This is a genomic window from Aeromonas salmonicida (genome assembly GCF_028355655.1).
Taxonomy (GTDB): Bacteria; Pseudomonadota; Gammaproteobacteria; order Enterobacterales; family Aeromonadaceae; genus Aeromonas; species Aeromonas salmonicida.
Genome location: NZ_CP110645.1, coordinates 3842620 through 3861690, shown reverse-complemented (window position 1 = coordinate 3861690; position 19071 = coordinate 3842620). Strand labels below are relative to the sequence as shown.

General features: G+C 60.0%; 18 protein-coding genes. 6 read left to right on the top strand and 12 right to left on the bottom strand.

What is annotated here, in order from left to right; translation table 11 throughout:
- Window positions 1–77: 77 nt before the first annotated feature.
- On the bottom strand, window positions 78–518 hold the full coding sequence (locus ONZ54_RS17900; RefSeq protein WP_005311690.1) for a DUF1842 domain-containing protein: 441 nt from the start codon (window positions 516–518) through the stop codon (window positions 78–80).
- A gap of 311 nt (window positions 519–829) precedes the next feature.
- Between ONZ54_RS17900 and ONZ54_RS17895 the strand changes: the two genes are divergently transcribed.
- The 3 genes from ONZ54_RS17895 to ONZ54_RS17885 all read left to right on the top strand — a co-directional run bounded on the left by ONZ54_RS17895 (window position 830) and on the right by ONZ54_RS17885 (window position 2872).
- Window positions 830–1819: a luciferase-like monooxygenase gene (locus ONZ54_RS17895; protein WP_219615192.1), complete on the top strand. Its 990-nt coding sequence runs from the start codon at window positions 830–832 to the stop codon at window positions 1817–1819.
- A 3-nt stretch (window positions 1820–1822) separates the two neighbouring features.
- A complete protein-coding gene (locus ONZ54_RS17890; RefSeq protein WP_265452235.1) occupies window positions 1823–2248 on the top strand; it encodes a bleomycin resistance protein in 426 nt (141 codons plus the stop codon).
- Window positions 2249–2371: 123 nt separating this feature from the next.
- Window positions 2372–2872 (top strand): 2TM domain-containing protein, encoded by a 501-nt coding sequence (locus tag ONZ54_RS17885; RefSeq protein ID WP_021138360.1) that lies wholly within the window; start codon window positions 2372–2374, stop codon window positions 2870–2872.
- Window positions 2873–3060: 188 nt separating this feature from the next.
- On the opposite strand, the gene ONZ54_RS17880 is transcribed toward ONZ54_RS17885, so the two are convergent.
- The 6 genes from ONZ54_RS17880 to lptD are packed head-to-tail and all read right to left on the bottom strand — an operon-like array spanning window position 3061 to window position 9829.
- Window positions 3061–3882 carry a symmetrical bis(5'-nucleosyl)-tetraphosphatase gene (locus tag ONZ54_RS17880; protein WP_005311698.1) on the bottom strand — a complete coding sequence of 274 codons (822 nt, stop codon included), beginning with the start codon at window positions 3880–3882 and terminating at the stop codon, window positions 3061–3063.
- A gap of 6 nt (window positions 3883–3888) precedes the next feature.
- Window positions 3889–4251, bottom strand: coding sequence for a Co2+/Mg2+ efflux protein ApaG (apaG, locus tag ONZ54_RS17875; RefSeq protein WP_271786827.1), 363 nt, complete (start codon window positions 4249–4251; stop codon window positions 3889–3891).
- Window positions 4252–4255: 4 nt separating this feature from the next.
- The gene (rsmA, locus tag ONZ54_RS17870) at window positions 4256–5083 is read right to left on the bottom strand and encodes a 16S rRNA (adenine(1518)-N(6)/adenine(1519)-N(6))-dimethyltransferase RsmA (RefSeq protein ID WP_011899041.1); all 828 of its coding nucleotides are present in this window, start codon (window positions 5081–5083) and stop codon (window positions 4256–4258) included.
- Complete coding sequence (pdxA, locus tag ONZ54_RS17865; protein WP_271786826.1) at window positions 5073–6068, bottom strand: 4-hydroxythreonine-4-phosphate dehydrogenase PdxA; 996 nt, start codon at window positions 6066–6068, stop codon at window positions 5073–5075. Before pdxA ends, rsmA begins: the two co-directional genes overlap by 11 nt.
- Window positions 6068–7366 carry a peptidylprolyl isomerase SurA gene (surA, locus tag ONZ54_RS17860; protein ID WP_271786825.1) on the bottom strand — a complete coding sequence of 433 codons (1299 nt, stop codon included), beginning with the start codon at window positions 7364–7366 and terminating at the stop codon, window positions 6068–6070. Before surA ends, pdxA begins: the two co-directional genes overlap by 1 nt.
- 30 nt (window positions 7367–7396) lie before the next feature.
- The gene (gene lptD, locus ONZ54_RS17855) at window positions 7397–9829 is read right to left on the bottom strand and encodes an LPS assembly protein LptD (RefSeq protein WP_125605914.1); all 2433 of its coding nucleotides are present in this window, start codon (window positions 9827–9829) and stop codon (window positions 7397–7399) included.
- Window positions 9830–10003: 174 nt separating this feature from the next.
- Between lptD and ONZ54_RS17850 the strand changes: the two genes are divergently transcribed.
- The 3 genes from ONZ54_RS17850 to djlA are packed head-to-tail and all read left to right on the top strand — an operon-like array spanning window position 10004 to window position 12538.
- The gene (locus tag ONZ54_RS17850; RefSeq protein ID WP_005311710.1) at window positions 10004–11017 is read left to right on the top strand and encodes an aminoglycoside phosphotransferase family protein; all 1014 of its coding nucleotides are present in this window, start codon (window positions 10004–10006) and stop codon (window positions 11015–11017) included.
- Window positions 11014–11682 (top strand): N-acetylmuramate alpha-1-phosphate uridylyltransferase MurU, encoded by a 669-nt coding sequence (gene murU, locus ONZ54_RS17845; RefSeq protein WP_125605920.1) that lies wholly within the window; start codon window positions 11014–11016, stop codon window positions 11680–11682. The genes ONZ54_RS17850 and murU overlap by 4 nt, the downstream gene beginning before the upstream one ends.
- 19 nt (window positions 11683–11701) lie before the next feature.
- Window positions 11702–12538 (top strand): co-chaperone DjlA, encoded by an 837-nt coding sequence (gene djlA / locus ONZ54_RS17840; RefSeq protein ID WP_271786824.1) that lies wholly within the window; start codon window positions 11702–11704, stop codon window positions 12536–12538.
- 68 nt (window positions 12539–12606) lie between these two features.
- Here djlA and ONZ54_RS17835 read toward each other — a convergent pair whose 3' ends face one another.
- The 5 genes from ONZ54_RS17835 to ONZ54_RS17815 all read right to left on the bottom strand — a co-directional run bounded on the left by ONZ54_RS17835 (window position 12607) and on the right by ONZ54_RS17815 (window position 18853).
- On the bottom strand, window positions 12607–13950 hold the full coding sequence (locus ONZ54_RS17835) for an NCS2 family permease (RefSeq protein WP_042467256.1): 1344 nt from the start codon (window positions 13948–13950) through the stop codon (window positions 12607–12609).
- 268 nt (window positions 13951–14218) lie between these two features.
- Entirely contained in the window at window positions 14219–14554 is a 336-nt protein-coding gene (locus ONZ54_RS17830) for a hypothetical protein (protein ID WP_059168486.1), read from the bottom strand.
- Between the two features lie 93 nt (window positions 14555–14647).
- On the bottom strand, window positions 14648–16315 hold the full coding sequence (gene ettA / locus ONZ54_RS17825) for an energy-dependent translational throttle protein EttA (protein WP_271786823.1): 1668 nt from the start codon (window positions 16313–16315) through the stop codon (window positions 14648–14650).
- Window positions 16316–16708: 393 nt separating this feature from the next.
- Entirely contained in the window at window positions 16709–17566 is an 858-nt protein-coding gene (locus ONZ54_RS17820; protein ID WP_271786822.1) for a lytic transglycosylase domain-containing protein, read from the bottom strand.
- Between the two features lie 276 nt (window positions 17567–17842).
- Window positions 17843–18853: an NAD-dependent epimerase gene (locus tag ONZ54_RS17815; protein ID WP_271786821.1), complete on the bottom strand. Its 1011-nt coding sequence runs from the start codon at window positions 18851–18853 to the stop codon at window positions 17843–17845.
- Window positions 18854–19071 lie beyond the last annotated feature (218 nt).

The following is a 19071-nucleotide window of genomic DNA, read 5'->3' as shown; positions in this document are numbered from 1 at the left end:
GAAAACACAATAACCCGTTCAGATATATCAGGATATGGCATAAACGTGACGGCCCCATCGGGGCCGTCTTGAGGGGGTCAAGCCAGTACTGCGGCGGGCACCAGGGTGACGGGGGCGTCTTTCACCTCGTGCCACACCTGATGATTGTCCTGATATTTGTAGTTGGCCGTGCCTGATTTCCAGTCTTCCCCGAGTACCATGCGCAGCTCGAAGTTGGGCTGGATCACCGGCCCGATCCCGCCGCTCTGGGGCCATTTGATAATGGGGTAGCCCTGCGCAGTCACCAGGATATGGCACTGCTTGGGCATGACGCACATATAGGTGTATTGGCCTTTCAGTTCGGAGGCCATGTCGAGCGGTGGATTGGTTGCCTGGGTCAGATGGGCGACGCCATTGACTGTCTCCCCTGGCGTATAGACTGCCAGGTTCAGGTGCAGCAGTTGCGCCCCCGGCATGGCTTTGCCGATCTCGAAAGAGGCGAGGAAGAGGCCGGTCTTGGTGTCTGTGATTGCATTCATGCCTGTATTCTCCTGCAAGAAGAGGGTGGGCTGAGCTCACAACCAGACAACGAGCCACAGCATGCTAGCGCTTGCGGTCAGAGCGGGTAACTGTGGATATTGTTACTTGACGCTCAGCCCGGGCTGGCATGGCGCCATCTGCACCTCTGGCAAGGCAGGAGACTCAGGGTACTCAGGAGGTGCGGCGATTTAGATTATCGGTTGCTAGCAAAGAGCCAGGGTCAATTCGTTGGCCTGGCGCGTGATTCGTTCAGGTATCCCGTGCTACATTGCCTCCCTTGTTACTGGTCTGTAAATCAATGGAGTGACCCATGTCTGCCATCCCCTATTCAGTGCTCGATCTGGTCCCCGTGCCCGAAGGCTCCCACCCGGCCGAGTCGTTTCGCCGTTCACTGGACCTGGCCCAGCATGCCGAGCGCTGGGGGTATCAGCGTTACTGGCTGGCGGAGCATCACAACATGCCGGGCATCGCCAGTGCTGCCACCGCTGTGCTGATCGGTCATCTGGCGGGGGGTACCAAGACCCTGCGACTGGGCGCCGGCGGCATCATGCTGCCGAACCATGCACCGCTGGTGATTGCCGAGCAGTTTGGCACCTTGGCTTCGCTTTACCCTGATCGCATCGATCTTGGGCTGGGTCGTGCCCCCGGCACGGATCAGCGCACCATGCAGGCACTGCGACGTCAGCGCAGCGGCGACGTGGATGAGTTTCCGGCGGATGTGCGTGAGTTGATGAGTTATTTCGGTGACGAGACAGGGGCAGTACAGGCCGTGCCGGGCCAGGGGCTGCATCTGCCCATCTGGCTGCTGGGTTCCAGCCTTTACAGTGCCCAGCTTGCCGCTTCTATGGGGCTGCCGTTTGGTTTTGCCTCCCACTTTGCTCCCGGCCTGTTGTTGCAGGCGCTGGAGATCTACCGCGCCCAGTACCGCCCCTCGGTGCGCTGGCCCAAGCCCTATGCCGTGGTCTGCATCAACATGATCGCCGCCGACAGCGAGCGGGAGGCCCGTTTCCAGTTCACCACTGTGCAGCAACAGTTCCTGCGTCTCTACCGAGGTGACGCTGGCAAGCTGCCCGCACCTGTGGTCGAGCTGGGGGAAGAGTGGTCGCCCCGTGAGCTGATGGCGATGGAGCAGACCCTGGCCCGCTCACTGGTGGGAGATCGCGATCAGGTGCGTCACGGCCTCAAGGCGCTGCTGGCCGAGACGGGTGCCGATGAGCTGATGTTCAACGGCCCCATCGTCGATCAGGGTGCGCGGCTGCGCTCGTTCGAGATCGCGGCCGAGCTGATGCAGAGCCTGTGATCCATGGATGAGGTCTACTGGAACCCCATGGTGCCCGAGCTGTCGGTGACCAACCTGGCAGCTTCCTTGCCTTTCTATACCGGGCTATTGGGGTTTGCTGTGCGCTATCAGCGCGACGATCCCCCCTTCGCCTATCTGGAGCAGCAACAGGTACAGTTGATGCTGGAACAGATCCATCCGGCAGGATGGCTGACCGGTGTGCTGGAGCCTCCGCTGGGACGCGGTATAAATTTACAGATGGAGTTGACCGACATCCAGCCCCTGCTCGCTCGGCTGGCGCTGGCCGGGGTGGCGCTCTATCGGCCACTGCGTGAATCCTGGTATCCGGTGGGAAATATGAGCTCGGGTCAGCGGGAGTTTCTGGTACAGGACCCCGACGGTTATCTGCTGCGGTTCGTCCAGCATCTGGGCGAACGACCGGCTTTCTGATCCAGGATTACATCTAATTCATTGATTTTAAACAATAGTCAGGTTGATGTCGGCCATCTGTCGTGTCACCTTTCTTTGCGCTGGCCCTATGCTGGCCCTGTCTACCACCACTAGGAGCTCATGATGATCGTCAGGAAGTTGAGATTGCAACGGGGTTGGTCACAGGATCAGTTGGCGACCCTGACTGGCTTGAGTGTTCGCACCATACAGCGGATCGAACAGGGTCAGCAGCCCGGACTGGAATCTCTCAAGGCCCTGGCCTCCGTCTTTGAACTTGATGTGGCTCAACTGGATGGGACACAACAACAGGAGCGCGAGATGAGAGGGAATGAAACTATGGGTCAGGACAGGGTGCAGGTGTCGGCAGAGGAGCGGGCCGCCATGGGGTATGTGGAGGGGCTCAAAGGCTTCTACTACCACATTTTCAGCTATGTGCTGGTGATCTGCGGGCTGTTTGTCATCAACTACCTCAGCAACCCGGACTATATCTGGGCCTGGTGGCCGGCGCTGGGGTGGGGTCTGGGGCTGATCTCCCATGCCATCAACCTGTTCCAGCCCTTCAAGCTGTTTGGTCCGGAATGGGAGCGACGCCAGATCGAGAAGCGACTGGGGCGCAAGCTGTAACTCATTGGTGCGAATAGAACAAAGCCCGGCAACTTGCCGGGCTTTGTTCTTGTGTAACGCGACAGAGTGGGGTTCTCACCACTCTTTCCCCTTACTTGGCGTGAGTGGGGCAAGGGGTAGCGATCAGGGCATCGTCTTCGTAACACCACAGAGTGAGGCTCTCGTCGCTCAGGCGCAGCCCTTAACCATCACTTGGCGTGAGTGGGGCAGGGCGTCGCTATCAGGGCATCGTCTTCATAACGCCACAGGGTGAGGCTGTTGCCCCACACGCAGCCGGTGTCGAGCGCCTTGATGTCGTTCCTGCCTGTGTTGCCCATCAGGGCCGCCCAGTGGCCGAACACCAGTATGGGGTCATCCATATGGTGCTCGCGCTGCTCGAACCAGGGGCGCAGGCCGGGAGTAGACTCCGTGGGGCCTTTCTTGCACTTGAACTCGAGTCGGCCATCGAAATAGCAGAAGCGCATCCGGGTGAAGGTGTTGATGATGTAGCGGTAACGTTCGATACCTGCCAGATCTTCACTCCAGCCATCGGGCAGATCGCCATACATGTTGTGCAACAACCAGCTGTACTGATCGCCGCGCAGCAGACTCTCCACTTCGCGGGCACAGTTGCGTGCCGTTCGGGCGTCCCAGGCGGGGGAGATACCGGCATGCACCATCATGATGGGCAGATCCGGGTGCTCCGCCAGCAGGGGGCGATGGCGCAACCACGTCAGCAGCTCGTCCCGATCCGGCGCTTCCATCAGGGCTTGCAGCTTGTCTTTCTTCTTGAGCGGCGCAACGCCATCGGCGACCGCCAGCAGGTGAAGGTCGTGGTTGCCGAGCACTGTGACGGCCCGCTGGCCCAGCGACTTGACGTAGCGCAGTGTCTTCAGGGAGTCCGGGCCGCGGGCGACCAGGTCGCCACAGAGCCAGAGCACGTCCTTGGCTGGATCGAACTTTGCGAGATCCAGCAGACGACGCAAGTCGTCATAACAGCCCTGGATATCGCCAACAAAACAGTTCGCCATGAAACCTCAGTTAATAATGTTTGGGACGGCCAGGGTAAAAGGCGCTATGGGCGCCTCGAACGGCTGCCCTGACTCATCTTGCAGGGTATAGCTCCCTTCCATCACCCCAAATGGGGTGTCGAGTGGCACGCCGCTCTGATAGCGAAAGGTCTCCCCTTCGGCAATCACGGGCAGCTCCCCGACCACGCCGGGGCCCTCGACTTCCAGCATCTTGCCGTTGGCATCCGTGATGAGCCAGCGCCGGTGCAGCAGCTGCGCCGGCCCCGGCCCCAGATTCTCGATCTCGATCAGATAGTGGAACTGGTAAGGGTCCTGGGTATCCGCCACATAACGGGGGGATGGGCGGATAACGATATGCGGGTATGCCACGGGATCAGGCCTGTTGTTGATCCGCCAGCCAGTTGGCGATCATGACGAACTGCTCCAGGGAGAGATTCTCCGGGCGCAGGTTGCCATCGATACCAAGTTCGGTCAGCTGAGCGTCCGTGATGAAGTTGGCGAAGCTGTTGCGGATGGTCTTGCGGCGCTGGCCAAAGCCTTCGGTACAGACGCGGCTCAGGCAGCGGATGTCTTTGGCGACTATGGTCGGGTTCTTGTGCGGTACCAGACGGACCACGGCTGAATCCACTTTCGGTGCAGGTTTGAAGGCGCCAGGGCCCACTTCCAGCACGGGGATCACCTGGCAGTAGTACTGCACCATGACGCTCAGGCGGCCATAGGCCTTGCTGCCCGGGCCGGCAGACATCCGCAATACCACTTCTTTTTGCAGCATGAAGTGCATGTCTTCTACCCGGTCGGCGAAATCGCACAGGTGGAAGATGAGCGGCGTGGAGATGTTGTAGGGCAGGTTGCCGAAGATGCGCAGCGGCCCCTTGCCTTCCCCCATCAGAGTGCCGAAGTCGAAGCGCATGGCATCGGCCTCGATCACGGTCAGCTTGTCCTTGAGGGTCGGGTGCTCGCGCAGGCGCGCGGCCAAGTCCCGGTCCAGCTCGACCACTGTCATCTTGTCCATCTGGGAGGCGACCGGTTCGGTCAGGGCGGCGAGGCCCGGGCCTATCTCCACCAGATTCTGACCCGGCTGCGGATTGATGGCGGCCACTATCTGATCGATCACATAGCGGTCATGCAAGAAGTTCTGACCGAAACGCTTACGGGCCGTATGACCCATGTGCACCTTGTTGCTCTGCACCTTACTGCTCATATCTTTTTTTCTCTACCATCTTGATGGCGTGGTTAATCGCGGTGATCAGACTGCCCGGGTCCGCCAGGCTCTTGCCTGCCAGATCCAGCGCAGTGCCGTGATCCACCGAAGTGCGGATGAAAGGAAGTCCAAGGGTGATATTGACCGAACTGCCGAACCCCTTGTATTTGAGCACGGGCAGCCCCTGGTCGTGGTACATGGCGAGTACCGCATCCGCATCCTTGAGGTATTTATCCTGGAACAGGGTATCGGCCGGCAGCGGGCCGACCAGATCGATCCCCTCCTGGCGCAAGCCGGCCAGGGCGGGTTCGATCACGTCAATCTCTTCACGGCCGAGATGGCCCCCTTCCCCGGCATGGGGATTGAGGCCGCAGACGTAAATCCGGGGCTTGGCGATGCCAAACTTGGTTTTGAGATCCGCATCCAGAATGCGGATCACCTTGCCGAGGCGATCCTCCGTGATGGCCATGGCCACGTAGGCTAGCGGTATATGGGTGGTCGCCAGCGCCACCCGCAAGCCTTCCGTCGCCAGCAGCATCACCACGTCGGCGGTGCCTGACTGCTGTGCGAAGAACTCGGTATGACCACTGAATGACACGCCCGCCTGATTGATGATCCCCTTGTGCACCGGCCCGGTTACCACGGCGGCAAATTCACCGCTGAGGTTGCCGTCACAGGCGCGCTGCAGGGTGGCCAGCACATAGGCGCCGTTGCCCTCGTTCAGCTCACCCGGCACCACGGGGGCGCCGAGGGTCACAGGACAGATGCTCAGGGTACCCGCCCGCTGCGGCTCGGCAGAAGTTTCGGCATCATAGGGTTGCAGCTCGATGGGCAGCCCCAGCAGGGCGGCCCGTTCGAGCAGCAAGGCGGGATCGGCGATCACCACCAGCTGGTGGGGCCAATCCTGCTGGGCTATCTGCAGCACCAGATCCGGGCCTATTCCGGCGGGCTCACCCGGCGTAATGGCGAGACGACGACAGCTCATCAGCTGCCGGCGCCTTCGATCTGGATGTAGGCCTCGTCACGCAGCTCATCCAGCCACGCCTGGGACTCTTCGGTGAAGCGGCGGTTGAAGATGAGCTGATAGGCACGCTGCTCCTGGGCCTTGCTGGTGGCATCCTGGCTGCGACGATCTTCCAGCTGCACTATGTGCCAGCCGTGGGTAGTACGGAAGGGGGCGCTCAGCTCACCCGGCTTGAGGCGGTTGACCATGTCGCGGAACTCCGGCACATAGACGTTGGGATCAGACCAGCCCAGCTCGCCGCCCTGCACCGCAGAGCCCGGATCTTCGGAGTATTTTTCCGCCAGACTGGCGAAGGTCGCCTTGCCGCTCTTGATGTCGTGCAGTATGCCATCCAGCATGCCTTTGGCTTTCTCTTCGCTGAGGATGATGGAAGGCTTGATCAGTATGTGGCGTGCTTTTACCTCGGTCTGCAGCACCTGCTGCTGACCCTTGGCATCGAACACCTTGACGATGTGCAGACCGGCGCCAGAGCGCAGCGGGCCAATTATGTCACCCTTGGCCGCGCCTTGTACCGCTTCGGCCATCAGGGTCGGCATCTCTTGCGGGCTCATCCAGCCCCAGTCGCCCCCTTCCAGTGCCTTGGGACCATTACTCTCGGCAATGGCCAGCTTGCGGAAGTCGGCGCCCTGTTTCAGGGCAGTCAGGATGCGCTCTATCTTGCTCTTGGCGGCGTTGAGCTGCTCGGCGCTCGGGTTATCCGGCAGGGCAATCTGGATATGGCCGACATGGTACTGCTGTTGCTGCTGGCCCTGCTTGGCGAGGATATCCACCACCTGCTTGACCTCCTGATCGGAGATGTTGATGCGACGGCGCACCTGGTTGCGGCGCACCTCGTTCATCAGGATCTCGCGGCGCACCTCTTCCCGATACTGGGCATAGGTCAGGCCTTCGCGGGCCAGTTGGGCACGCAGCTGATCCAGGGTCATCTTGTTGTCGGCGGCTATGCTCTGGATGGCTTGCTCCAGCTGGGTGTCGCTGATCTTGAGGCCCTGGCGATCCGCCAGTTGCAGTTGCAGGCTCTCCTGGATCAGGCGATCCAGCGCCTGCTTGCGCAGGGTGGCATCATCGGGCAGGGACTGGCCGCTCTCCTGGGCAGAGCTTTTGACTTTCTGTACCAGGGCTTCCTGCTGGCTGGCCAGCACCACGTCCTTGTTGACCACGGCAAGCACCTTGTCCATCAGCTCGGGGGCGGCGAAGGCCCCCTGACTCATGGCTCCGAACAGGCCTGCAGTCAGCAGGGAAATCAACGTCTTCTTCATATCCATCTCTCAAGGCGTTTGCCAGACCGGTTATTGGTCTCGCAGGTTAAACGGACGAATGTAAGGCAGTGCTTCGGTATCCAGGGAGGTGCCCTTGGAGCCGGTACCCACGCTACCCAATCCTTTCATTTCAAACTGAATGCCCAGGCTGCGCTCCGAGGTCGGACGCATGGTCACGTTATCCGGTGTATTGACCCACTCCAGGTTGAAGTTGATGCTCCAGCAGCAGGAGTCATATTTCAGACCCACCTTGCGATCTACCTTCACTCCCTGATCAAGGTCGTGATAGTAGCCACCGTAGAGGTGCCACTGATCATTGAGCGGTGTGGTCAACAGCATACCGACCTGATTGAGGTCGGCGACCTGATTGGTGTTCGACAGGTCGTAGTTGGCATTGCGCACGAAGCGGTAGTTCAGCTGGCTGATCAGCTTCTCGCGGCGATACTCGAGGGCGCTGTTGGCAGAGCTGATCTCGCTCTGATCCATATCATATTGCGCCCCGGCATGGGCAAACCACTGCTCGTTGATCTTGGCATCCCCCTCAAACGAGAGCGGGGAGCGGGTGTTGGTCGCCAGTGACTCGCTGGGGTAGAGCTTGACCCTGGGGGCAACAAAGTCGAAAGCTTGGGCAACGGCCAGTCGAATTCGTTCATCACCAGCCTGATCATAAACCCGGGTGGTAACACCGAGTGAGACCCTGTTGGAGTCGCTGATGCGGTCCAGACCGGCATAACGGCGGTCGCTGAACAGGCTGTAGTAGTCCTGACGCATGGTGGTGGAGTCATAGACACCTATGTTGTCCTGATCCTTGTAGGGCACATAGAGGTACTGGAACTCCGGCTCCAGGGTTTGATTGGCGTTGCCACCAAACCAGTCCTGGTTGCGTTCGAAGGTCATGCCACCCTTTAGGCGGAAGGAAGGCAGGGTCCGGGTGATGATGCCCTCATCCAGAGTGACACCGCTCGCACCTTCAGGAGTGAACCGCTTGGTGAAGGTGGAGCTCATGTTGTCCGGCACTTCCTGATCGTAACGGGTGTACATCAGCTTGTACTGGCTGTCGAGGTAGTAGCCTGCCTCGTCGATGAGCGGCATGGTCAGGGTCGGCGCCGTGTAGACACGGGTGCCGGTATAGGCATCCCCCAGGTTTTGCGCTGAGGCCTGGGTGTTGTTGTAACCGAACCGGGTGACTTCGGTATTCCAGGCCAGATCGTACCAGTTGCCCTGATGGTAGTAGTTGTGGTTGATCCGTGGCATCAGTTCGTGAGGCTGCTGGGCACTTGCCAGCAGTATCTGGTAGGTCCGCACCTCTGTGTTGAGGTTCCAGTTTTGCTGGAAGTAGCCGGCCATCAGGGATTGCTGCAACTGGTTCTCGACCTGGGTTCCCACCTTGGGGGAGAAGTCGTTGAAGTAGTTGTAATCCCGATCCCGGACCTTGGTGTAGTCGACCGATACCCGCATGGCATTGTCGGCAAACAGTGAGGTGTGGCGCGCATTGAGCAGATAGCGATGCCCGTCAGACAGCTTTTCGTTCAGGCTGGGGGTTTCATCATACTGTTTGTCGTCTGCCAGATTTTCGAAATAGAGGCTGCCGGCATGGGCCGGATCCGGCATATAGCGGAACTCGACCTGCTCCATCAGGCCCCGTCTGTCCATGAAACGGGAAGTGATGGTGGCGTCGTAGTTGGGCGCTATGTTCCAGTAGAACGGCTGGGTGATGTCCATGCCGTTCTTGGAGCTTTGGGTATAACCCGGGTAGAGCAGACCGGTTTTGCGCTCATCCTTGATGGGGAAGTTGATATACGGGAAGTAGAACACCGGATAGTCATAGAGCCAGAGGCTGGCGTTCCAGGCTTCCCCGAACACCTCTGTCTGATCGATGTCGATGCTGCCCGCTTTCAGGGTCCACACTTCCTGGCCAGGTGGGCAGGTGGTGTACTGAGCCCCTTCCAGAGTGATGTTCTGGTTGTTGTTGGTCATGGTGACCCGGTCGGCAGAGCCGCGTACCGGTGAGCCATGAACCTGGTATTTGCCCTCTTCCAGCTCGGAATTCTTGGTATCCAGGTTGGATTTCAGGGTCTTGTCACTGGTGACAGTGATCTGGCCATCGTTGTAATAGATGTTGCCGATGGCGATGACATCCCGGCTCTTCTGATCGAGCTCGGCATAATCCGAGTCAAATTTGCGCACACCCTGGCGAACTTTGACATCGCCCTGATAGACGGCGGTACCGCCCTGCTTGGCCTCTAGCCGATCGGCATCCACTTCGACAGGTTGGGCGTTGGCATCCTTTCCGGGGGCCAGTTTCTCTACCTTGGGTACATAGTCATAGCAGAGCCCGTCCAGGATCCCGGTGGCGGGCGGCGGCGTCAGCGGAGCCGCCTGCACTATTGCCGGGGTCAGGGCTGGGATAAGGCTGATGGTCAGGGCGATGGGATATGAGTACCCCAGTGTCCATTTTGTCATGTGAAAGACTCGCGCAATCCGTGGTAGATACGGCTGATTCAAGACATGCATTTTACGACAGGATTCATCGAGTTGACATTGCATGTCATTGCTTTATGTTAGCCGGCAATGATAAAGCATTATTGCGGCCAGGGCTAACAGCCAAGTGCTGCTTTCCAATTCGGTCCCCGACTTATGTACGATCGCGATTCCCTGCTATTGCAATGGGCTCGCCGGATTTCCGGTGATGCCAACCTTGAGTTGACCCTGATTTCCGGTGACGCCAGTTTTCGCCGCTACTACCGTGGCGGTGGCTTGGTGTGGGTGGATGCCAATCCAAAAACCGAAAAAAATCATGAATTTGTCCGCAATGCCTCTGCTTTGCATGCCATGGGGCTGCTGGCGCCCGAGGTAAAGGGGGTGGACTATGATGATGGTCTGCTGGCTGTGACAGATCTGGGGGATACCCAGCTTATCAGCTGTCTGGATGCACAAAATGTGCTGGCCTGGTATGGCAAAGCCATCGCCTTGCTACCCAGACTGGGGGCGGTAGCACTGGCGCTGGAGCCCTTCGACGCTGCCTTCATGGCCCGTGAAAACAGTATTTTCCCCGAGTGGCTGCTGGGCCATCATCTGCAACTGGCCCTGAGCGAGTCAGAACAACAGCTGCTGGATGATATGTTTGCCTGCCTCACCGCCAGCAATCTGGCTCAGCCTCAGGGGGTGATGCACCGTGACTTTCACAGCCGCAACCTGATGGTCTGTGGTGGCGATACTCCAAACGGCAGCGAATTGGCCATCATCGATTTTCAAGACATGGTGATCGGCCCCCTCAGCTATGACCTCGTCTCACTGCTGAAAGACTGTTACGTGCGCTGGCCCGACGATGTGATCGAGCAGGGCATGCGCCATGGCTTCGATACGCTGCAGCAGGCGGGCCTGCTTGGCGGGCTCGACTATGCCAGTTTCCGTCGTCATGCCGACCTGACCGGCATGCAGCGTCACCTGAAGGCGGCGGGTCTCTTCACCCGCCTCTATCACAGGGATGGCAAGTCCGGTTACCTCAAGGACATTCCCCGCACCCTGGGCTATGTGGTGGATGTGTGCCAGCAACATGGCGCCAGCTATCCGGAGCTGGCCCGCTTCGGTGCCTGGTTGCAGCAAGTGGTGCTGCCCGGGCTGGCCCGAGTGGCTGGAGCCCCGGTATGAAGGCGATGATCCTGGCTGCCGGCCGTGGCGAGCGGATGCGCCCGCTCACTGACACCTTGCCCAAGCCGCTGCTGGCGGCAGGGGGCAAGCCGCTCATAGTGCACCATATCGAAAAGCTCAAGGCTGCCGGAGTGACTGAACTGGTGATCAACCACGCCTGGCTCGGCCACAAGCTGGTGGAAGCACTCGGTGACGGCAGTGCGTTCGGGGTCAGCATTCACTGGTCGGCAGAGGCAAGTGCGCTGGAAACCGCCGGTGGCATAGTGCAGGCACTGCCCCTGCTTGGCGCCGATCCGTTTCTGGTGATCAACGGCGATACCTGGCTCCGTCTGGACTATCGCACCCTGGTCAACCAGCCACTGGGTACGGATCTGGCCCATCTCTGGCTAGTGCCCAATCCGCCCCAGCATCCTCATGGGGATTTCTCGCTTCACGCCGGTCGGGTGCAGGATGCGCCAGCCTTTACCTTCAGCGGTGTCGGGCTCTATGACCCCGCCGCCTTTGCCGGTTTGCCGTCGGGTGCGCGCAAGCTGGCCCCCCTGCTGCGCGAGTGGATGGCGCAAGGCCGGGTCGGTGGCGCCATGCTGGCCGGCGAGTGGCGCGACATTGGCACCACAGAGCGGCTGCGCGAGCTGGATGATCAGCTGCAACGGCGCACTCATTAACATCACGAGGTCTTGAACCATGCGTATTTGGGGTAAGGTGCTGGGCGCCTTCTTCGGTTTTCTGCTCGGCAACATCTTTGGTGCCTTGCTTGGCCTCTGGATCGGCCACCGTTTCGATCGGGGCATGGGTATTCGGGGCGCGTTTCAGCGTGGCCCCAGCCAGCAACAACAGGCGGTCTTTTTCCATGCCACTTTCGCCGTCATGGGTCATATCGCTAAGGCGAATGGCCAGGTTACAGAGCAAGAGATCCGGGTTGCCTCCAACCTGATGGATCGGATGCGACTGGTGGGGGATCAGCGAGCGCGCGCCCAGGAGTCGTTCCGTCTGGGCAAGGAGGCCGAGTTCCCGTTGCGGGAAACTCTGGCCGAGTTCCGTCGTGCCAGCCTGGGGCAGCGGGACATTCTGCGCTTCTTCCTGGAGGTGCAACTGCAGGCCGCCTTTGCCGATGGCAAGGTCGAGGCCGACGAGCGCGCCATTTTGCATACCATCGCCGATGAGCTGGGCTTCAGCCGCATCGAGCTGGCCCGCATCCTGGCGATGGCCGAAGCGCAGATGAACTTCTTCAACCGGGCGCATGGCGGCCAGTATCAGGGCGGTGAGTACGGCGGGCAGCAGTATCGGCAGGAGGCGCCGTCAGCGGATCGCCTCAAGGATGCCTACCAGTTGCTCGGGGTGAGCGAGAGCGACAGTGATCAGGACATCAAGCGCGCCTACCGCAAGGAGATGAGCAAGCATCACCCTGACAAGTTGGCCGCCAAGGGGCTGCCACCTGAGATGATGGAGATGGCAAAGGAGAAGACCCAGGAGATACAGCAGGCCTGGGAGTGGATCCGCGAGGCCCGCGGCATCCGTTGAGTGCCGCTATCTGTCCGCCATAAAAAATGCCCGTCGATGACGGGCATTTTTGTTTGCGAAAGTCAGGTTTAGTGGCTGTCGACCCAGACGAACTTGAGCACGAACAGCAGGGCGACCACCAAGACGCAGGGGTTGATCTCGCGCCAGCGGCCTGTGCCAGCCTTCATCACGCAGTAGGAGATAAAGCCGATGGCGATCCCCTCCGTGATGGAGAAACTGAACGGCATCATGACAGCAGTCATGAAGGCGGGTACCGCTTCGGTCAGGTCTTCCCACTTCACCCGGGTCAACTCGGAGCACATCAGCACACCCACATAGATAAGGGCCCCCGCCGCAGCGTACGCCGGCACCATGGCAGCGACGGGGGAGAAGAAGATCGCCAGCAGGAACAGCAGGCCGACCACTATGGCGGTCAGGCCGGTGCGGCCGCCGACGGCGACGCCGGAGCTGCTCTCTATAAACGCGGTGACCGAGGAGGTGCCCATGAAAGCGCCGCCGACCGAGCTCACGCTATCCACCAGAAGCGCCTGCTTCATGCGCGGGAAGTGACCCTTGTCGTCCGCCAGCTTGGCGCGGTTGGTGACGCCTATCAGGGTACCGGAAGAGTCGAACAGGTTGACCAGCATGAAGGAGAAGATGATCCCCGCCAGGCTGATGTCGAGCGACCCCATCAAATCCAGCTGGCCGAATACCGGCTCTATGCTCGGTGGCATGGAGACGAAGCCCTTGAAGGTCACATCGCCAAACAGCCAGCCCAGGGTGGTGGTAACCACTATGGCAATCAGCACGGCGGAGTGAACGCCGCGGGCTGAGAAGATACAGATCAGGAAGAAACCGAGCAGCCCCAACAGGCAGGGCAGGGAGGTGAGATCGCCCACCGTCACCATGGTGGCCGGGCTCGCCACTACGATACCTGCGTTGTGCAGGCCGAGCAGGGCGATGAGCAGACCGATACCGGCTGTGATGCCGACCCGCAGGGTGAGCGGGATATTGGCGATCAGCCAGTAACGTACCCGCAGCAGGGTGAGGATCAGCAGACCCATGGCACCCCAGAAAATGGTGCCCATGCCGACTTGCCAGGAGTAGCCCATGCCGGCCACCACCACGAAGGCGAAGAAGGCGTTCAGTCCCATGGCCGGGGCCAGGGCGATGGGCAGATTGGCCAACAGGCCCATCAGTATGCTGCCGATGCCAGCGATGAGGCAGGTAGTGACGAACACGGCCTGGGTGTCCATGCCCGCCGCAGAGAGGATCTGCGGGTTGACGAACACTATATAGACCATGGTCAGGAAGGTGGTGATCCCGGCGATGACCTCGGTGCGGGCGGTAGTGCCATGGCCTTGCAGGGCAAACAGGCGCTCAAGCAATCCTTGCCCGGCGGCCTGATTGGCAGCTTGGTGTTGTTGGTTCATGTTGGATTCCAATAGGTGACGTGAAATAAGCAGCAGGAGAGTCGGCACCCCATCCATGCGTGGGCAAGGGGGCTGTTTTTCTGGTGGCTAAGTGACCAGACTCGTCCTGATACCGTGACAGCGCGCACATTTTCACACAGGCGGCGGCGTTTACAAACCCCGGATCTGCGAAGCGGATCAATGAATAGAGCAAAAATTCAAACGTTTTCTTTTTGAGCAATAAAAAAGGTCCTCGATAGAGAACCTTTTATGGCTGACAGAGGCCGCGTCAGAGGGTCTTGAAGTAACGCTCCACCAGCTGGGCCAGCACGGAGTCGAGTCTGTCCTGTACTTCCCCCAGCTCCCTACCGACACGACGCAGGAACAGACTGGCCTGCTCCTCGGTCAACTTGCGCCCCTCGATGAAGAACTCCTGCTCCGGCAACTGCTTGTCATAGCGCGGGATCAGCACCCAGCTCACCAGCTCGGGATAGATGGCGGCGAAGATCTTGGCGGCGGCGACACAGAAGGTCTCGATGTGTTCTTTGCCATCCGGCCCGAGGCAGCCGGGTTCGACCCGGATCTGGATGGTGAGTTTCTTCTCTGTGGGGGGCTGGGTCGTCATTTCGATACATCCATGCAAAGGCATCCGTCTTGGATTGTATGCCAAAAGGCAATAGAAAGGGGAGCCGAAGCTCCCCTTGTGACACCGTCACCCTTATTTGGTGATGCGTTTGTATTTTGCGCGATGGGGCTGGATTGCCTCGGCGCCGTAGGTCTTCTTCTTCCACTCTTCGTATTCGGTAAAGTTGCCTTCGAAGAAGGCAATATTACCCTCGTCCTGGTAGTCCAGGATGTGAGTGGCGATGCGGTCGAGGAACCAGCGATCGTGGGAGATGACCATGGCACAACCCGGGAACTCCAGCAGGGCGTTCTCGAGGGCGCGCAGGGTTTCGATGTCCAGATCGTTGGTCGGTTCATCCAGCAGCAGCACGTTGCCACCGGTCTGCAACAGCTTGGCCAGATGCAGACGGCCACGTTCACCACCGGAGAGCTCGCCGACCCGCTTCTGCTGATCGGCGCCCTTGAAGTTGAAGCGGCCTATATAGGCGCGGCTCGGGAACTCGTAGTTGCCGATACGCAGGATATCCTGACCGTCGGCAACCTCTTCGAACACCGTCTTCTTGTCATCCATGCTGTCGCGGAACTGATCCACAGAGGCCAGCACCACGGTTTCGCCCAGGGTGATGGTGCCGGAGTCCGGCTGCTCCTGACCCGACATCATGCGGAACAGGGTCGACTTACCGGCACCGTTCGGGCCTATAATGCCGACGATGGCTCCCTTCGGAATGGCAAACGACAGATCGTCGATCAGCACCCGATCACCGTAGGATTTGCGCAGGTTCGCCACTTCCAGCACCTTGTCGCCGAGGCGGGGTCCGGGCGGAATGAACAGCTCGTTGGTCTCGTTGCGCTTCTGGTAGTCGTTGGTGTTGAGTTCTTCGAAGCGAGCCATACGGGCCTTGGACTTGGCCTGACGGCCTTTCGGATTCTGACGAACCCACTCCAGCTCTTTCTCGATGGACTTGCGACGAGCCGCTTCGGAGCTGGCCTCCTGGGCCAGACGGGCATCTTTCTGCTCCAGCCAGGAGGAGTAGTTGCCTTCCCACGGGATACCTTCGCCGCGGTCCAGCTCCAGGATCCAGCCTGCCACGTTGTCGAGGAAGTAGCGGTCGTGGGTGATGGCCACGACTGTGCCTTCGTAGTCGTGCAGGAAGCGCTCCAGCCAGGCCACGGATTCCGCATCCAGGTGGTTGGTCGGTTCGTCCAGCAGCAGCATGTCCGGCTTTTCCAGCAGCAGACGGCACAGCGCCACACGGCGGCGCTCACCACCTGAGAGGTGCTGGATCTTGGCGTCCCAGGCCGGCAGACGCAGGGCATCGGCCGCGCGCTCCAGCTGGTTTTCCATGTTGTGGCCACCCTGGGCCTGAATGATGGCTTCCAGCTCGCCCTGTTCGCGGGCCAGCTTGTCAAAATCCGCATCCGGGTCGGCGTAGGCCGCATAGACCTCGTCGAGGCGAGCAATGGCGCGCTTGACGTCGCCTACCGCCTCTTCGACCGCTTCACGGACTGTCTGCTCCGGATCCAGCTTGGGCTCCTGGGGGAGGTAGCCGATCTTGATGCCGGGCTGAGGACGGGCTTCCCCTTCGATCTCGGTATCTATGCCGGCCATGATGCGCAGCAGGGTGGACTTACCGGCACCGTTCAGGCCCAGTACGCCTATCTTGGCGCCCGGGAAGAAGCTCAAGGAGATGTTCTTGAGGATATGACGCTTGGGCGGCACTACCTTGCCGACCCGGTTCATGGTGTAAATAAATTGAGCCATTGGCTAATTCTCTTCCTATTCAGCAGGTTAATGTCTTGGCACTAACAGACTGATGTCGTGGTGGGGCCAGGTCGACACGCCGTCAACCCGGTTCCAAAAAACGCTCCGATTGTAAACCAATGGGGGAAGGGGGGCAAAGGCAGGGCCCGGCTTGTAGCCCTCTTTGCCGCAGCCGTCACATCCGGCTGTGCGCTGGGGGCACGCCTGGCATGATGAGGACTCGTTTTTGTGCCAAAGCCGCCATATTTAGCTGTTCGTCGCTGACCAGCCTTGCTGGCCAACATTTTTGCTGGCCGCGAGCGAGACATTGGGTTGTATCTGGCCCTGATTGCCAGTCGCTGGTTGGGAAGGGGACCGACGTCTATTTCCAGATCGGGCATGAACGGGTGAGGGCTACTTCCCCTTGTGACCGGCGAAGTAGAGCACTCGCCGCACATATTGTTGGGTCTCCTGATAGGGGGGGATGCCGCCGTACTGTTCCACCGCTCTCTCTCCTGCGTTGTAGGCTGCCGACATCAGTATCCAGTTGCCATCAAACCGGCGATCCAGCCACTTGAGATAGGTCACGCCCCCCTTGATGTTCTGTGCCGGATCGAAGGGGCGAGTCACGCCGAAGCGCTGCTGGGTTTCCGGTATGAGTTGCATCAGCCCCTGGGCATTCTTGGGGGAGACGGCGCGGCTGTTGAGGTTGGATTCGGCAATGGCAATGGCCAACACCAGCCGCTCATCGAGGCTGTGGTGCTTGGCGGCGTGGCGCAACATGGTGGCCAGTTTCTGTTTGGTTGGTGACTGGCGGGCCAGGTAGGCATCCAGATTGAAAGGGGTATTGGGGATCTCGGCAAAGTAACTGCCTGCTCCCCCGCCGACGCCGGCGCCACACTGATCCCCTATGATGGCGTTGCCGATGCGGGCATTGTAGTAGCGGGCGGCTTGCTGATTGCCAAGGCGCATTGCCATGGCGAGGTAGGCGTTGGCCATCTTGGGGTTGCGCACCGAGCCCGGGCCGGTGGCAAGGAGGCGACCGATGCGAAAATAGCCTTCCGGGTTGCCCGTCGTGGCGGCGGCACAATAGAAGTGGATGGCTTGGGTCAAATTGCCCTGGCTCTGCGCCACCTGACCCTTTTTCAGGGCAGTGAGCACCTTGGGGGCTTGTCTGAAATCCCTGCTTTGCGCTGCAGCCTGCACAGTACCGGCCAGCAACAGCGATAAAAAAAGCAGCAAAAACAGCCTGTTTTCGCTGAGGCTCGCCATGGATTCTCTCCTGTTGGGGTACAGAAGATATAGGGGAACATGGCCCGCTCTGCCATTAATCCAGTGGATCCTGTTGTTATGATGCCACCTGCCCAGAGATCAAAATGATATGGAACCAATGGTAAATACAGGCCCGTGTGGGATGCCGGTGGGTATTGGAAGGGACAGTCCCATCACAAGGGGTAGCAAAAGCGGCTTGCGATGGGGGAAGCCTGTGATGACTTATGTTCCACGCCGCATTATTTAGTCAGGATTGTACATTCATGTCACCGTGGCTCACCCCGGCCGGTAATAGTCGAGATACCAGCGCACGAACTCGGCGACTCCCTGCCTGAGCGGGGTGGCGGGGCGGGTGCCCGTGAGGGTGTGAAGGGGCTCGCTGTCGGCCCAGGTGGCGTGCATGTCGCCTGCCTGCATGGGCAGCATCCGCTTGATGGCGGGCTTGTCCAGCGCCTGTTCCAGCGCCTCGATAAAATCGAGCAGCCGCACCGGCTGGCTGTTACCTATGTTGAGGATGCGATAGGGGGCTGCGCTCTCGGCCTGACTGCCCTGACTGGCGTGCCAGTGCGGATTGGCGCGGGGCGGCAGCTCGGCGATGGCGAGTATGCCGTCCACTATGTCGTCTATGTAGGTAAAGTCGCGGCTGAGATCCCCGTGGTTGTACACATCGATGGGCTCGCCCGCCAGGATGGCGCGGGTGAACTTGGCGATGGCCATGTCGGGGCGACCCCAGGGGCCATAGACGGTGAAAAAGCGCAGGCCTGTGGTAGGCAGACCATAGATCGCAGAGTAGGAGTGGGCCATCAGTTCGCCACTCTTTTTGGTGGCGGCATAGAGAGAGACGGGGTGATCTACCCGCTGTTCGGCACAGAAGGGCATCAGATCGCTCAGGCCATAGACAGAGCTGGAGGAGGCGTAGATCAGATGGTTTATGCCGTGCTGGCGGCACCCTTCCAGTACAGTCAGTATGCCGGTGAGATTGCTGTCGGCATAGGCGAACGGATTTTCCAGTGAGTGACGTACCCCCGCCTGGGCGCCCAGGTGGATCACCCGCTCGAACTGGCCGCTGGTGAACAGGTTTGCCATGGCGTCCCGATCTGCCAGCTCCCGCTGTTCGAAGTGGAAGTGGGGGAAGGGGAGCAGCCGGGCCAGTCGCGCCTGTTTCAGGCTTACCTCGTAGTAGTCGTTCAGATTATCCAGCCCCACCACCTGATGGCCTGCCTCGCATAGCCGTTTGGCCACGTGAAAGCCGATAAAGCCGGCGGCACCTGTCACCAGATACTTCATGAGTGTTGTCCTGTGCTGATCATTGGGGGTCTCTGGTCCTGAACGGGGACTGGAAAATGGCTGTGGGCTTTGTACCAGAGTGTGCACGCCGGCGCCACGTCGCTCCGGCGACATGGCGGGCGATGGCGGAGCTCGTCAGGCGCGGCATGCTGCATCTTGGTGCACGGCCTGTCAATGGAGAATGACAGGCACCAAAACGGGGCGTTTCCCGGGGCTAT